This is a genomic window from Yersinia alsatica, from assembly GCF_025133195.1.
GTDB lineage: Bacteria > Pseudomonadota > Gammaproteobacteria > Enterobacterales > Enterobacteriaceae > Yersinia > Yersinia alsatica.
The window spans coordinates 3,516,720-3,529,911 of sequence record NZ_CP104006.1 but is presented as its reverse complement, the minus strand read 5'-3'; the positions used below and the strand labels follow the sequence as shown (position 1 = coordinate 3,529,911).

The following is a 13,192-nucleotide window of genomic DNA, read 5'->3' as shown; positions in this document are numbered from 1 at the left end:
CGGCGTAAACTTGGCAGTTAGTTAACCATAAGTTAAAGTGGCTATAATAGTGACAATTAATTCAATCTTACCTATAACAGTTGGCCTATGACTCGATATGAACAGTTAGCACAACAAATCCGGGCGCAAATACAGTCCAAGGTTTGGCAAGCCGGTGACAAGCTGCCCTCGTTGCGGGAAAGTTGTAAGCAATCAGGTTTAAGTTTAATGACCGTGGTGCAGTCTTATCAGTTGCTGGAGAGTCAGGGTTGGATCGTGGCGCGACCGCAATCGGGATATTATGTTGCTTCGCGTCCGACCCAATTGCCGCAGCCTCAGCGGGGTAAAAAGCTGCATCTGGATGAGCAGGTAGACATTAATACCTTTATTTTTGATGTGTTACAGGCCGGAAAAGATCCGGCTATCATGCCCTTTGGCTCGGCATTTCCCGATCCTAGCTTATTACTACAGCCGCGTTTGTCGCGCGCACTGGCCGGTGTGGCGCGCAAGATATCGCCACAGAGTTCAGTGACAAACTTGCCACCGGGTAATGAAAGTTTGCGCCGCAATATCGCTCAGCGTTATGCCGCCAGTGGGATGAATGTTTCACCCGAGGAAATTGTGATTACCGCCGGCGCGATGGAATCATTGAGCCTGAGCTTACAAGCCGTCACTCAGCCCGGAGATTGGGTGGTTATCGAGTCGCCTGCATTTTATGGTGCCTTGCAGGCGATAGAGCGTTTGCGCCTAAAAGCCATTGCGATTACCACTCACCCGCAGCAGGGCATAGATTTGGATGCACTTGAACAGGTTATCAGCCAGTACCCCATCAAAGCCTGCTGGCTGATGACCCATTTTCAAAATCCATTGGGTTCTACTATGTCTTGGCCACAGAAAAAACGGCTGGTGGCGCTATTACAACAAAATAATATCTCGCTGATTGAAGATGATGTTTATGGTGAATTGTATTTCGGTGCTGAACGGCCATTGCCAGCAAAAGCCCTCGATCAACACCGGCAAATTCTACATTGTTCCTCATTTTCTAAATGCTTAGCGCCGGGGTTTCGCGTCGGATGGGTGGCGGCAGGGGAACATGCGCAGCGGATACAGCATCTGCAACTGATGAGTACCGTCTCAGCCAGTGTGCCAACCCAGTTGGCGATTGCCGATTATCTGACGCAAGGCGGCTACGATACCCACCTGCGCCGCTTGCGCCGTGTCATGGAGCAGCGGTTAAATGCACTGCGTCAGGCTGTCGCCGAACATTTCCCTAAAAATGTCAAAATCAGCCATCCTGCTGGGGGCTATTTTTTGTGGCTAGAGCTGGAACCCCCTTTTAATGCCAGTGAATTATATCAGCGAGCACTGGAGCAGGGGGTCAGCATTGCGCCGGGGCGAATGTTTACCACGGGCAACCAATTTGATCACTGTTTCCGCCTTAATGCTTCTTTTGCCTGGTCAGAACAGAGCGAAAAAGCCATTCGTATTCTGGCCTTGCTTATTACCCAATTAACCAGTGGCGCAGAACGTCGCTCTCGCTAAATCTCCCACCAATCTATGATGCTGACAGCCCCAAAAAAGGGGGCTAAGTCAGCATAATCCTCTACTGATATTTTCGCCCGCTGTTATGCATAAACAGCTTAGCCCGACACTTCCAGCCCACTATCTTAGTAGCAGAAATGCACTTAATTGATGCATTCACTGCCCATTTATAGGGCGTAGGGATTCGCCATTGTTATTTTAGTGTTGCCGAAATGTGATCTGATAGAGCAAAAATCAAAATTGGTATCGAATGCATATAATTTCGAGAAAATCTAACAAATTGCTCAATAAATCCCCTTAAATGCAGTATGAATGCGAGCTATCTGCATAATTATGCATTATAAATTATTGTTTTAATGGAATTTATACATTTTATTCACATGCTGACTGGTATGGCATGAAAGCTGCTGTACACTTTATATCAGGTGAATATATTTCATTTTTCATTGTTAACAGAGTAAGAGAATTTTGTTGGCCCTTGAAGCAAACCCTAGCCACAAGTCTCTCAACCTAATATTTACGCTGATTAAAGAGGCCAATATGGAACAGCCAATCGCGGTTACCCGACAGTCTTTTGATGAATGGATCGTACCAACCTATGCTCCAGCAGATTTTATTGTGGTGCGTGGAGAAGGTGCGACGCTGTGGGATCAGCAGGGCAAATCTTATATCGATTTTGCTGGTGGTATTGCCGTAAATGCTTTGGGGCATGGGCATCCGGCTGTTAAAGCCGCGCTGATTGAGCAAGCAGATAAAGTGTGGCATTTGGGCAATGGCTATACCAACGAGCCGGTGCTGCGTCTGGCGAAACAACTGATTGACGCCACCTTCGCGGAGAAAGTGTTTTTCTGTAACTCAGGGGCCGAGGCCAATGAAGCAGCCCTGAAACTGGCTCGTAAGTATGCGCTGGATAACTTTGCCAATAAGCCGGGGCAACAGGGCGAGAAGAACCAGATTGTCGCTTTCAGAAATGCATTTCATGGCCGGACGCTGTTTACGGTTTCTGCTGGTGGGCAGCCGAAATACTCACAGGATTTTGCACCGTTACCGGGGGGCATCAGCCATGGCATTTTTAACGACTTAGCCTCGGCACAAGCCCTTATTACCGACCAAACCTGTGCCGTCATTGTGGAGCCGATCCAAGGTGAAGGCGGCGTGCTACCCGCAGATAGAGAATTCCTGCATGGTTTGCGCGCGTTGTGCGATCGACATAATGCCTTACTGATTTTTGATGAAGTACAAACCGGTGTAGGCCGCACCGGAGAGCTATACGCCTACATGCACTATGGCGTCACGCCGGATGTGTTGACCAGCGCCAAAGCACTCGGCGGTGGGTTCCCCATTGCGGCGATGCTGACGACGACCCAATATGCCAGTGCACTGAATGTCGGTAGTCATGGGACCACTTACGGCGGTAATCCACTGGCTTGTGCCGTGGCAGGAACCGTTTTATCCCTGATTAATACACCGGAAGTGTTGACCGGGGTGAAAGACAGGCATCAGTGGTTCTTGGATGGGCTGGCTGAAATTAATGCGCGTTACAAAGTGTTTGCAGAAATTCGTGGGCGTGGGTTGCTGATTGGCTGTGTGCTCAACAGTGATTATGCCGGTAAGTCAAAAGAGATTGTTCAGGCCGCCGCCCAACATGGGTTGATTGCCTTGATTGCTGGCCCGGATGTGGTGCGTTTTGCTCCGTCGCTCATTATTTCTCAGCAGGATATTAAAGAGGGCTTGGCTCGACTTGCTCTGGGTATTGAGCAGGTCTGTCGCAAGGCTAAGTCGTAACATTTATGCAGTCAGCAAGGAACCTTGAATATGATGATCATTCGCCCGGTAGAGCGCAGTGATTTAGCTGATATTTTGGAATTAGCTGGAAAAACTGGCGTCGGCATGACCTCACTGCCACAAAATGAACCCCATCTGGCGGCTCGGATTGAGCGCGCATTAAATACCTGGCAAGGTTCCTTGGCGGCGGGTGAACAAGGTTATTTGTTCGTGCTGGAAGATAGCGAACGCGGGAAAGTGGTGGGGGTCAGCGCCATTGAAGTGGCCGTGGGAATGAATGACCCTTGGTATAATTTCCGCGTCGGGACATTGGTTCATGCTTCCAAAACGCTCAATGTGTATAAATCAGTACCCACCTTGTTTCTAAGTAACGACCACACCGGCTATAGCGAGTTATGCACGCTGTTTCTTGATCCGGAATATCGTAAGGATAAAAACGGCCCTTTCTTATCAAAAGTACGCTTCCTGTTTATTGCCGCATTTCGTCAGTATTTTTCACGCAAAGTGATCGCAGAGATGCGAGGTTACACTGATGAACAAGGTCGCTCGCCATTTTGGGAGAATGTCGGCCGCCACTTCTTTTCGATTGAATTTGCCAAAGCAGACTATCTCAGTGGCACAGGGCAGAAAGCGTTTATTGCTGAATTGATGCCCAAACACCCGCTGTATGTTGATTTCTTGGCGGAAGAAGCCCGCGCAGTGATTGGTCAGGTTCATCCTCATACGGCTCCTGCGCGTGCGGTGCTAGAGACTGAAGGCCTGCAATATCAAGGGTATGTAGATATCTTTGATGGTGGGCCAACGTTGGAGGCTAACACTGACGAAGTGCGGGCGGTGCGTGATAGCACTAAACGAAAAGTGATTATCGATGATATCGATATAGACCCCAGTGGCAGTGCCTACCTTGTGGCAAATGACAGTTATCAATATTTCCGCTCAATATTGATTAACACTCATCTATCAGACGAATTACTGCATTTAACCACTGAAAATGCTGCTGCACTGGGTGTCGTCGCCGGTGATTCGGTTCGGATAGTCAGCCTTTTTGCTCCGGAGACAAGAAAATGACTCATCCTGCACTGTTTATTGACGGGGAGTGGCGCACCGGTAAAGGTGCACATTTCGATAAGCATGATCCGATGGATCAGCAATTATTATGGCAAGCACGTGCAGCCGACAGTGCTGATGTCTCCACGGCTTGCCGCGCTGCACGGGAAGCTTTCCCTGCTTGGGCGCGTGCACCACTGGAACAACGAGCGGCAGTGGTACAGCGCTTTGCCAAACTACTTGAGCAGCATAAGCAGCAACTGGCGCGCACTATTAGTCTGGAAACGAGCAAGCCCCATTGGGAGACGTTGACCGAAGTGCAGGCGATGATTGGCAAAGTGGCTATTTCATTGCAAGCCTATCAAGCCCGAACAGGCAGCAGCCAAACCGCCATGGCCGATGGTCTGTCAGTGTTACGTCACCGGCCACATGGCGTGATGGCGGTATTTGGCCCATACAATTTCCCCGGACATTTACCCAATGGACATATTGTTCCTGCATTGTTGGCGGGTAACACCCTAGTGTTCAAACCCAGTGAACTGACACCGCTGACGGCAGAAGAAACAGTCAAATTATGGCAGTTGGCAGGTATTCCTGATGGCGTCATCAATTTAGTGCAAGGCGGGCGAGAAACCGGCGAAGCACTGGCGGCTCAAGCAGATATTGATGGCTTGCTCTTTACCGGCAGTGCCAATACCGGCTATCACCTGCACCGCCAACTGGCGGGCCAGCCAGAGAAAATTCTGGCGCTGGAGATGGGGGGGAATAATGCCTTGATTGTTGAGCAGGTAACCGACCGTGATGCTGCGGTCAACCTGGCTATTCAGTCCGCTTTTATCTCCGCCGGTCAGCGCTGCACCTGCTCGCGCCGCCTGTTAGTGAAGCGCGGTGCGGACGGCGATGCTTTTCTACAACGGTTTGTCGCCGTCGCTAAAGCGCTACGTATTGGCCGCTGGGATATGCAACCGGCTCCTTTTATGGGCGCGGTGATTTCATCACAGGCAGCAGAAAAAATGCTGGCGGCACAACAGTATTTGATGGCGCTCGGGGGGAAGCCGCTGTTAGCCATGACGCGGCCCGACAGCCAAAGTGCGGTATTGACGCCAGGTATCATTGATATTACAGGGATCAGCGATGTTCCCGATGAAGAGTATTTCGGGCCGCTGGTCAGTGTTATTCGCTACAGCGATTTTAATCAGGCATTACAGATTGCCAATCAGACTAGATTTGGCTTAGCAATTGGCCTGGTTTCAGAAGACCGCCAGCAATTTGATCAACTGCTGCTGGAAGCGCGTGCAGGCATTGTTAACTGGAACAAACCCTTGACTGGAGCCTCTAGCGCCGCGCCATTTGGTGGGATAGGGGCATCAGGCAATCATCGGCCAAGTGCATTTTATGCTGCTGATTATTGTGCCTGGCCAATGGCTTCACTTGAAAGCGAAAGCCTGACATTGCCAGCAACACTGTCGCCGGGTATCACTTTCGATCTGCCTGATAGCCATTTTTCACCTGATATCAAATAGGTCAATAAGGATAATACGATGGCAGGATATGAAGTTAACTTTGATGGATTAGTCGGGCTGACACATCACTATGCTGGATTGTCTTTTGGCAATGAAGCTTCTGCCAGGCATCAAAATAACATTTCCAATCCCCGGCTGGCGGCGAAGCAGGGCTTGCTGAAGATGAAAGCTTTAGCTGACTTGGGGTACAAACAAGGTGTTTTGCCACCACAGGAACGCCCAGCGATAAATGTTTTGCGTCAGCTCGGTTTTAGTGGCTCAGATGAGCAGGTATTGAGTGAGGTAGCGCGCAAATCTCCACGTTTGCTCTCTGCGGTAAGCTCTGCATCTTCGATGTGGACGGCCAATGCAGCCACTGTTTCCCCGTCGGCAGACAGTGCCGATGGTCGTGTTCACTTTACCGTCGCTAATTTGAATAATAAATTCCATCGGGCGATAGAAGCCGATACCACCACCGCGATATTAAAAGGTGTTTTCAATAACCACCGGCACTTTGTTCATCATGATGCTCTGCCGTCGGTCGAGCTATTCGGTGATGAGGGGGCAGCGAATCATAACCGTCTGGGCGGTGAATACGACCGCCCGGCGATTCAGGTATTCGTTTATGGCCGTAAAGGGTTGGAAAGCGGCGATGCGCCTAGCCGATATCCAGCCCGCCAGACATTGGAAGCCAGTGAAGCTGTTGCGCGGCTACACTTATTAGAGCCGGATCGCACGGTTTTTGTGCAGCAGAACCCGGCGGTGATTGACCAAGGGGTCTTCCATAATGATGTTATCGCGGTCAGCAATCAAAATGTGCTATTCCACCATCAGCATGCATTCATACCAGACATCGATGTTATTGACGATATTCGCCGCAAGCTGGGACGGATAGAGCAGCAACTGGTCTCGATTGAAGTGCCTGCCGCACAGGTGTCAGTGGCGCAAGCGGTATCGACCTATCTGTTTAACAGCCAGTTGCTAAGTAAGCCAAACGGCAAAATGTTGCTGGTTATTCCACAAGAATCACAAGAAAGCCCCGCCGTGTGGCGATATCTTTCTGAATTGATTCAACGTGGTGGGCCAATTGATGAAGTGAGGGTATTCGATTTGCGCGAAAGTATGCGCAATGGCGGGGGGCCAGCCTGTTTGCGCTTGCGAGTGGCACTAAACAGTACAGAGTTGCAGGCGGTAAACAGCAGAGTCATGCTAACGCCAGCCTTGTTTGTTGCGCTGAATAATTGGATCGACCAGCATTATCGTGATCATTTGCAATTTAAGGACTTAGCTGACCCACAGTTGTTGCAGGAAGGGCGGCAGGCACTGGATGAATTGACGAGAATACTCAATCTTGGCTCGATATACCCGTTCCAACGTAATTAGTGCTAGAAGCCATAAATAAGCAGAGGAAAGGAAGATGATGCCAGATTTCTTGTCGGTCACATTATCGGGTCATTCACCCTCTGTCAGCGCGGGGGAAACGGCAAGCCTTAAGTGGCAATGGCTGGATGAAGGGATATTGTTGCTGACGCCTCACGGCAGCTATGCGCAGTCAGTAGTGTTATCTGCGGGCATTCACGGAAATGAAACAGCGCCGATTGAGGTTTTAAATCAATTGGTATCAGACTTATTAGCTGAAAAATTATCCTTGGCAGTACGGCTATTAGTGATATTAGGCAACCCCCCTGCAATCAGAGCCGGAGAGCGCTATCTCACTGCGGATATCAACCGTATGTTTGGTCGACGCTATCAGAATTATCCATCGAGTGATGAGACATTGCGGGCTGAAATACTAGAGCAAAAAGTCTTGGCGTTCTTTGCTGCTGATTCTCAATCAACGCGGCTGCATTATGATTTGCACACGGCAATCCGTGCTTCACATCATACCCGTTTTGGGTTGCTCCCTTATCAAACCACTCCCTACTCATCGTCCATGCTACGTTGGTTACAGGATATTGAGCTGGATGCATTAGTGATGCACACGTCTGCAGGAGGCACTTTTGCTCATTTTAGTAGCGAGCATTGTCAGGCCGCCAGTTGTACGTTGGAGCTCGGTAAAGCATTGCCCTTTGGTGAGAATCAGCTTGAACAATTTAGGATGGTTATCACTGGATTACGCGCCTTAGTGAGCGGTGGACGACTACCACAGCGATCGATAGAAGAGATGAAATTTTATCGTGTGACGAAGTCACTGCTCAAGCAGCACCCAGACTTTAGATTGTGGGTAGCCGATGACACCGTGAATTTTACGCGATTTAAACAGGGTACCTTGTTGGTCGAGCAACATAATGAGTGCTACCGCGTTGAACATGAATATGAGTGGATTTTGTTTCCAAACCCGCGAGTCGCATTGGGATTACGTGCGGGGATCATGTTGGTGCAAATGAAGCAAGATGAACTGCCACAAGTATAAGTAAGGCTCTATTACTAATACCGCAAAAGATAGTTACGCGGGGTAATATCACTAGCGTGAGTTTTACTTAAGTTAAATTAAAAGTTATATATCGTTTTTAGCATACAAAAAAATGAGCTGTTAGTAATAAAAAGCTCATTTTTTATTCACCAAGTTAAATCTTTCCTCATTTTATTTTTTATAAAGAATCTATCTCTTATTGAATCTCATCTAATTAAAATTGAGTTAAAACCACACTTTTTATAAATCTATTAATGGAATTGATGTTTTCTTTTATTCTCATTGCACCAAATGTGACACTCAACTCTTTGTGGTTTGTATTTTAAATAGTCAATTAATTACTTTGAATATATAAAAAAATGCATTAGAAGTGTGATATCAACTCCATTTTACAAAACTAATCATCCAATAGAACAAAAAAGAAACAAATTGAAATGACTTTGCACTAATTTGGTGCTAATGCACTGTTTTGGTTATATGTAATTACTTAAAAATTAAATTAATCAAAGAGTTATGTAAAGTTCCATTAAAAACATTTTGTTACAATTGATTACCTATCTATACCTATATATCTTCAATTTTACCGTTTTAACTTTTCGTGCTTAATGATAATGTCTACTCGCTTTACAAAGACAGGTAACTATAAAAAATTAAAAGTTAACTTTTATGAGGCTGAAAAATTAATTCAGCCCGCGGGTTAATTTTATTAAAATTTAAAGGAAAAATAATGATGAAGCGCAGTGTGCTGGCCTTAGCGGTCACCTTAAGTATGGTTCCAACTCTGTCAAACGCAGCTGAAATTTATAATAAAGATGGCAACAAGCTGGATCTTTATGGTCGCGTAGCCGCTAAGTACCTTTTTTCAAATCATAATAACGCCGATGATACTTATGTGCGTTTTGGTTTTAAGGGTGAAACACAGATCAATAGCCAACTGACCGGTTTCGGCCAGTGGGAATATAACGTTGCAGCTAAAAACGCTGAATCTCAGGGCGATAAAGGCAACAAAACTCGTCTGGGCTTTGCGGGTTTAAAATTTGCTGAGTTCGGCTCTTTTGATTATGGCCGCAACTATGGCGTAGTTTACGACGCGCTGGCTTATACCGACATGTTGCCAGAATTCGGCGGTGACTCAATCGCCTATACTGACAACTATATGACTGGCCGTTCAACCGGTCTGGCAACTTATCGTAATTCTGACTTCTTCGGTCTGGTGAAAGGCCTGAATGTTGCAGCTCAGTATCAAGGTCGTAACGACGATGGCGATACTACCAAGAATGAGCGTGCAATTCAGAAAGCTAACGGCGACGGTTTCGGTTTGTCTGTTGACTATCAAGACATCGAAGGCAGTGGCGTTGGCTTCGTAGCAGCATACTCCTCTTCCAACCGTACTCTGGGTCAGAAAAATCTGGCTAACAGTGCTACCGGTGACAAAGCTCAGGCTTGGGCCACTGCGCTGAAATATGATGCAAACCAGGTTTATCTGGCAGCAATGTACGGCGAAACGCTGAACATGACTCCATACAAGGCACTGATTGCCAACAAAACCCAAAACGTAGAATTGGTTGCTCAGTATCAATTCGAAAATGGTCTGCGCCCGTCAATCGCCTATGTTCAGTCTAAAGGCAAAGATCTGGCCGTTGTGGGTGATGCAGATTTGCTGAAATATGCTGAAGTTGGTGTGACTTACTACATCAACAAAAACATGTTTGCCTATGTTGACTACCAGATTAACTTGCTGGACCAAGACAACAACCCACTGGGTCTGGGCACCGATGATACTGTTGCCGTTAACTTGACTTACCGTTTCTAAGTTAATTTAAGCAGTAATTATTACCCTTTTCTGTGTCGGAAATTGGTGAATTAAAAAGGCGGGGCTAACCCCGCCTTTTTTGCATTTCAAATCTGCGGATTTTCAGTCATAGCAAAGAATAGCCAAGATATTGCAAATATTAGTGTGGGTAGTGTTCGTTACCCCATTTCAGCATGGTATTAACCAACTGCTGAAGTAATTGCTGTAAATGAACAGCCCGTTCAGGCAGATAGGAATAGGGCTCAGTTTCGGACATATAGTTTAACTGTGACAACTCAAGCTGGACTGCATGCTGGTGATTCTGTGGCTGGCCATATGCGCGAGTAATATATCCACCTTTAAAGCGGCCATTTAAGACATGACTGAATGTAGTTTGATGTTCGCAACATTCGAGCAATTGCTGGCTTAACGATGGGTTACAGCTGGCTCCACTGTTGGTGCCAAAATTCAAATCGGGTAGTTGCCCATCAAATAGCCGCGGAATAACCGAGGCAATTGAGTGTGCATCTAACAGTAGTGCATAGCCAAACTTGGCTTTAAGCCGTGCCAGTTCTAACTGAAGTTGCTGGTGGTAGGGCCGCCAGATCTGTAGCAGGTAGGATTGACGTTCCTGCGCTGATGGGTTTTTACCCGCCATGAAGCAAGGACGGCCATCAAATAGTGTTTCAGGGAATAGGCCGGTAGTCGCAGTGGTATAGAGTGGCTGATCGTCCTCAGGGCGGTTTAGATCGACAACCAAACGGGAGTAATTGCCAATCACTATGCTGGCCCCGATATCACGGGCAAAGTCATAAAGGCGAGGAATATGCCAGTCAGTATCGGAAAGCGGACGAGCGGCTTCTGTCAGGCCCGCTTCAACTGTGGGCGTTAGCTGTGTTCCTGCATGTGGAATACTGATTAACAAGGGCAGTTTACCAGCCTGGAAACTCAAAGGATCAGTTAGGTTCATTGGCGAACGTCTCCTTGAAAAACAACAGTTGCAGGTAATTGACCGCCGAGCCAGTAAGCCAGTTCGGCAGGATGCGATAGTGGCCAGTGAACCCAGTTTGCCAATTTGCCTGCTTCGAGGGTGCCCTGAGAGTCCTGTAATCCAAGTGCTTGAGCGGCATGACAAGTGACACCGGCCAGAGCTTCTTCTGGTGTCATTCGGAATAATGTACATGCCATATTTAACATCAAACGCAGAGAAAGTGCCGGGGATGTGCCTGGGTTAGCATCACTGGCGAGTGCCATCGGGACGTTATATTGGCGAAACAGCTCTATTGGCGGGCATTGAGTTTCCCGCAACAGATAATAGGCTCCTGGTAGCAATACCGCGACGGTACCCGCTTTACCCATGGCCTGAACATCAGATTCAGTTGCATATTCAAGATGATCGGCTGAAAGTGCATTAAATTTAGCGGCCAGAGTACTGCCATTAAGTGCAGAAAGTTGCTCTGCATGGAGTTTGACTGGCAAGCCAGCAAGCTGCGCGGCTAAAAATACACGTTCAACTTGCGCAGGAGAAAATGCCAAGTGTTCACAAAATGCGTCTACAGCATCAGCCAGACCTTCAGCGGCAACGTGAGGAATGATGGTGTCACATACAAAATCGATATAATCATCAGCCCGACCCGAATATTCAGGGGGCAAAGCATGCGCAGCCAGACAGGTTGTTTTAACTGTAATTGGCAATAACTCACCCAATTTACGGGCAACACGCAGCATTTTTATTTCACTTTCAAGGCTTAGACCGTAACCGGATTTTATTTCAATGCAGGTCACACCTTCGGCGAGTAGGGGTTTTAGGCGAAATAAAGCTTGTTCAAGTAACTGCTGTTCGCTGGTATTTCGCGTCGCTCTGACTGTTGACACAATACCGCCACCACTAGCTGCAATCTCGGCGTAGCTCACACCATTGAGGCGCTGTTCGAACTCCGCACTGCGATCACCACCAAAAACCAGATGGGTATGGCAATCAATTAACCCCGGGGTTATCAAGCCACCTTGGTAAACGACTTCTTGTGACGCACTGACCGAGGGCAATTCGTTATGCGGCCCAATCCAGACTATTTTTCCGTCAGTGACTGCCATTGCCCCTTGCGGTATCAGGTGATATTTCCCTTCACGCATGGTCACGATATCGGCACCGTACCACAGACTGTCACAGTGAATTGTTAACACCATCTGACTCCCTAAGAATGCACAGAATTAAGTTGTATATACAATCATGGACAACCTAGCGTATAAATTCACTATCGGCAAGATAGGGATTTAAACAATTGCGTAACACTTCGCAGTTCTTGCAGAGAAAAAAAATTGATCAGGACGTCACGGTACCTTGTGCGGTAAAACGGCCATAGAGTTGATAACGGGAACCCGGATAGAGCAGTTGAGCGGCAGTCACAATTGCTTTCCCGTACCAAGTTCTGCGGCGAATCAATAAGCAGGGCTCATGTTCACTTAGTTGCAGCAACTGGCGCTCGGTTTGAGTGGGGATCACAGCTTCAACAATATGTTCACCTTCGGTTAATGGGGCAGCCTGGGTGAGGTAGCTGTAGGGCGTTATTTGATTGAAATCCTGTTTCATGTAATCGGGTGCGGTACTGGGGTTAACACAACGGTTTTCGACTTGAATAGGGGTGTCATTCTCATAATGAACAATTTGCGAGTAGAACAGTAGTTGGCCGGGTTGAATACCCAAAGCAACCGCTTCTTCAGGGCTTGCTGGACGAGCCTCTAATTGTAGGATTTTACTGCTGTGACGATGACCGCGAGCGGTAATTTCGTCAGCAATATTATGGACTTCAAGCAAGGCACTGTGTGCTTTTGCCTCGGCAACAAAGGTACCGACACCTTGCATACGGATGAGAAAACCTTCATTGGTGAGCTCACGCAGTGCGCGGTTAATGGTCATACGGCTGACCCCTAACTCGGCGACGAGCTCACTTTCTGAAGGAACGCGTTGATGTGGCTGCCAGACCCCGGTTCTAATCTGGCGAATGATAGCCAATTTAACCCGTTGATAAATTGGCGCAGGAATATCGTCCATTACAGCACTTAATTTTAAGACCGTTTGCTGTTCCGCCACGGCGTTAACCTCATCAAATAAGAGAATTTATAGGGTAAGTC

At 47.6% G+C, this 13,192-nt stretch carries 10 protein-coding genes; 7 read left to right on the top strand and 3 right to left on the bottom strand.

All coding sequences use genetic code 11. The features are described 5' to 3' along the window. The first annotated feature begins 87 nt into the window (after positions 1-87). The 7 genes from N0H69_RS15745 to N0H69_RS15715 all read left to right on the top strand — a co-directional run bounded on the left by N0H69_RS15745 (position 88) and on the right by N0H69_RS15715 (position 10,081). Complete coding sequence (locus N0H69_RS15745; protein WP_050107345.1) at positions 88-1,521, top strand: aminotransferase-like domain-containing protein; 1,434 nt, start codon at positions 88-90, stop codon at positions 1,519-1,521. Between the two features lie 540 nt (positions 1,522-2,061). Then, a complete protein-coding gene (locus tag N0H69_RS15740) occupies positions 2,062-3,306 on the top strand; it encodes an aspartate aminotransferase family protein (RefSeq protein ID WP_050133900.1) in 1,245 nt (414 codons plus the stop codon). A 30-nt stretch (positions 3,307-3,336) separates the two neighbouring features. Further along, entirely contained in the window at positions 3,337-4,374 is a 1,038-nt protein-coding gene (astA, locus tag N0H69_RS15735; protein ID WP_050151674.1) for an arginine N-succinyltransferase, read from the top strand. Then, on the top strand, positions 4,371-5,876 hold the full coding sequence (gene astD, locus N0H69_RS15730) for a succinylglutamate-semialdehyde dehydrogenase (protein ID WP_050151675.1): 1,506 nt from the start codon (positions 4,371-4,373) through the stop codon (positions 5,874-5,876). Before astA ends, astD begins: the two co-directional genes overlap by 4 nt. 18 nt (positions 5,877-5,894) lie before the next feature. Further along, a complete protein-coding gene (gene astB / locus N0H69_RS15725) occupies positions 5,895-7,238 on the top strand; it encodes an N-succinylarginine dihydrolase (protein WP_050133904.1) in 1,344 nt (447 codons plus the stop codon). A gap of 37 nt (positions 7,239-7,275) precedes the next feature. Further along, complete coding sequence (gene astE / locus N0H69_RS15720) at positions 7,276-8,268, top strand: succinylglutamate desuccinylase (RefSeq protein ID WP_050151742.1); 993 nt, start codon at positions 7,276-7,278, stop codon at positions 8,266-8,268. Between the two features lie 727 nt (positions 8,269-8,995). Then, the gene (locus tag N0H69_RS15715; protein ID WP_050107340.1) at positions 8,996-10,081 is read left to right on the top strand and encodes a porin; all 1,086 of its coding nucleotides are present in this window, start codon (positions 8,996-8,998) and stop codon (positions 10,079-10,081) included. Positions 10,082-10,220: 139 nt separating this feature from the next. Here N0H69_RS15715 and hutG read toward each other — a convergent pair whose 3' ends face one another. The 3 genes from hutG to hutC form a co-directional block, all read right to left on the bottom strand. Next, a complete protein-coding gene (hutG, locus tag N0H69_RS15710; protein ID WP_050151676.1) occupies positions 10,221-11,030 on the bottom strand; it encodes an N-formylglutamate deformylase in 810 nt (269 codons plus the stop codon). Further along, the gene (gene hutI, locus N0H69_RS15705) at positions 11,027-12,247 is read right to left on the bottom strand and encodes an imidazolonepropionase (protein ID WP_050151677.1); all 1,221 of its coding nucleotides are present in this window, start codon (positions 12,245-12,247) and stop codon (positions 11,027-11,029) included. The genes hutG and hutI overlap by 4 nt, the downstream gene beginning before the upstream one ends. Before the next feature lie 136 nt (positions 12,248-12,383). Next, a complete protein-coding gene (hutC, locus tag N0H69_RS15700) occupies positions 12,384-13,151 on the bottom strand; it encodes a histidine utilization transcriptional repressor HutC (RefSeq protein ID WP_050107337.1) in 768 nt (255 codons plus the stop codon). Positions 13,152-13,192: the final 41 nt, after the last annotated feature.

Excerpts from the sequence above, each read along its gene's own strand:
- N0H69_RS15745 (WP_050107345.1), top strand. The coding sequence starts at position 88 with ATGACTCGATATGAACAGTTAGCACAACAAATCCGGGCGCAAATACAG.
- N0H69_RS15740 (WP_050133900.1), top strand. The coding sequence starts at position 2,062 with ATGGAACAGCCAATCGCGGTTACCCGACAGTCTTTTGATGAATGGATC.
- astA (WP_050151674.1), top strand. The coding sequence starts at position 3,337 with ATGATGATCATTCGCCCGGTAGAGCGCAGTGATTTAGCTGATATTTTG.
- astD (WP_050151675.1), top strand. The coding sequence starts at position 4,371 with ATGACTCATCCTGCACTGTTTATTGACGGGGAGTGGCGCACCGGTAAA.
- astB (WP_050133904.1), top strand. The coding sequence starts at position 5,895 with ATGGCAGGATATGAAGTTAACTTTGATGGATTAGTCGGGCTGACACAT.
- astE (WP_050151742.1), top strand. The coding sequence starts at position 7,276 with ATGCCAGATTTCTTGTCGGTCACATTATCGGGTCATTCACCCTCTGTC.
- N0H69_RS15715 (WP_050107340.1), top strand. The coding sequence starts at position 8,996 with ATGATGAAGCGCAGTGTGCTGGCCTTAGCGGTCACCTTAAGTATGGTT.
- hutG (WP_050151676.1), bottom strand. The coding sequence starts at position 11,030 with ATGAACCTAACTGATCCTTTGAGTTTCCAGGCTGGTAAACTGCCCTTG.
- hutI (WP_050151677.1), bottom strand. The coding sequence starts at position 12,247 with ATGGTGTTAACAATTCACTGTGACAGTCTGTGGTACGGTGCCGATATC.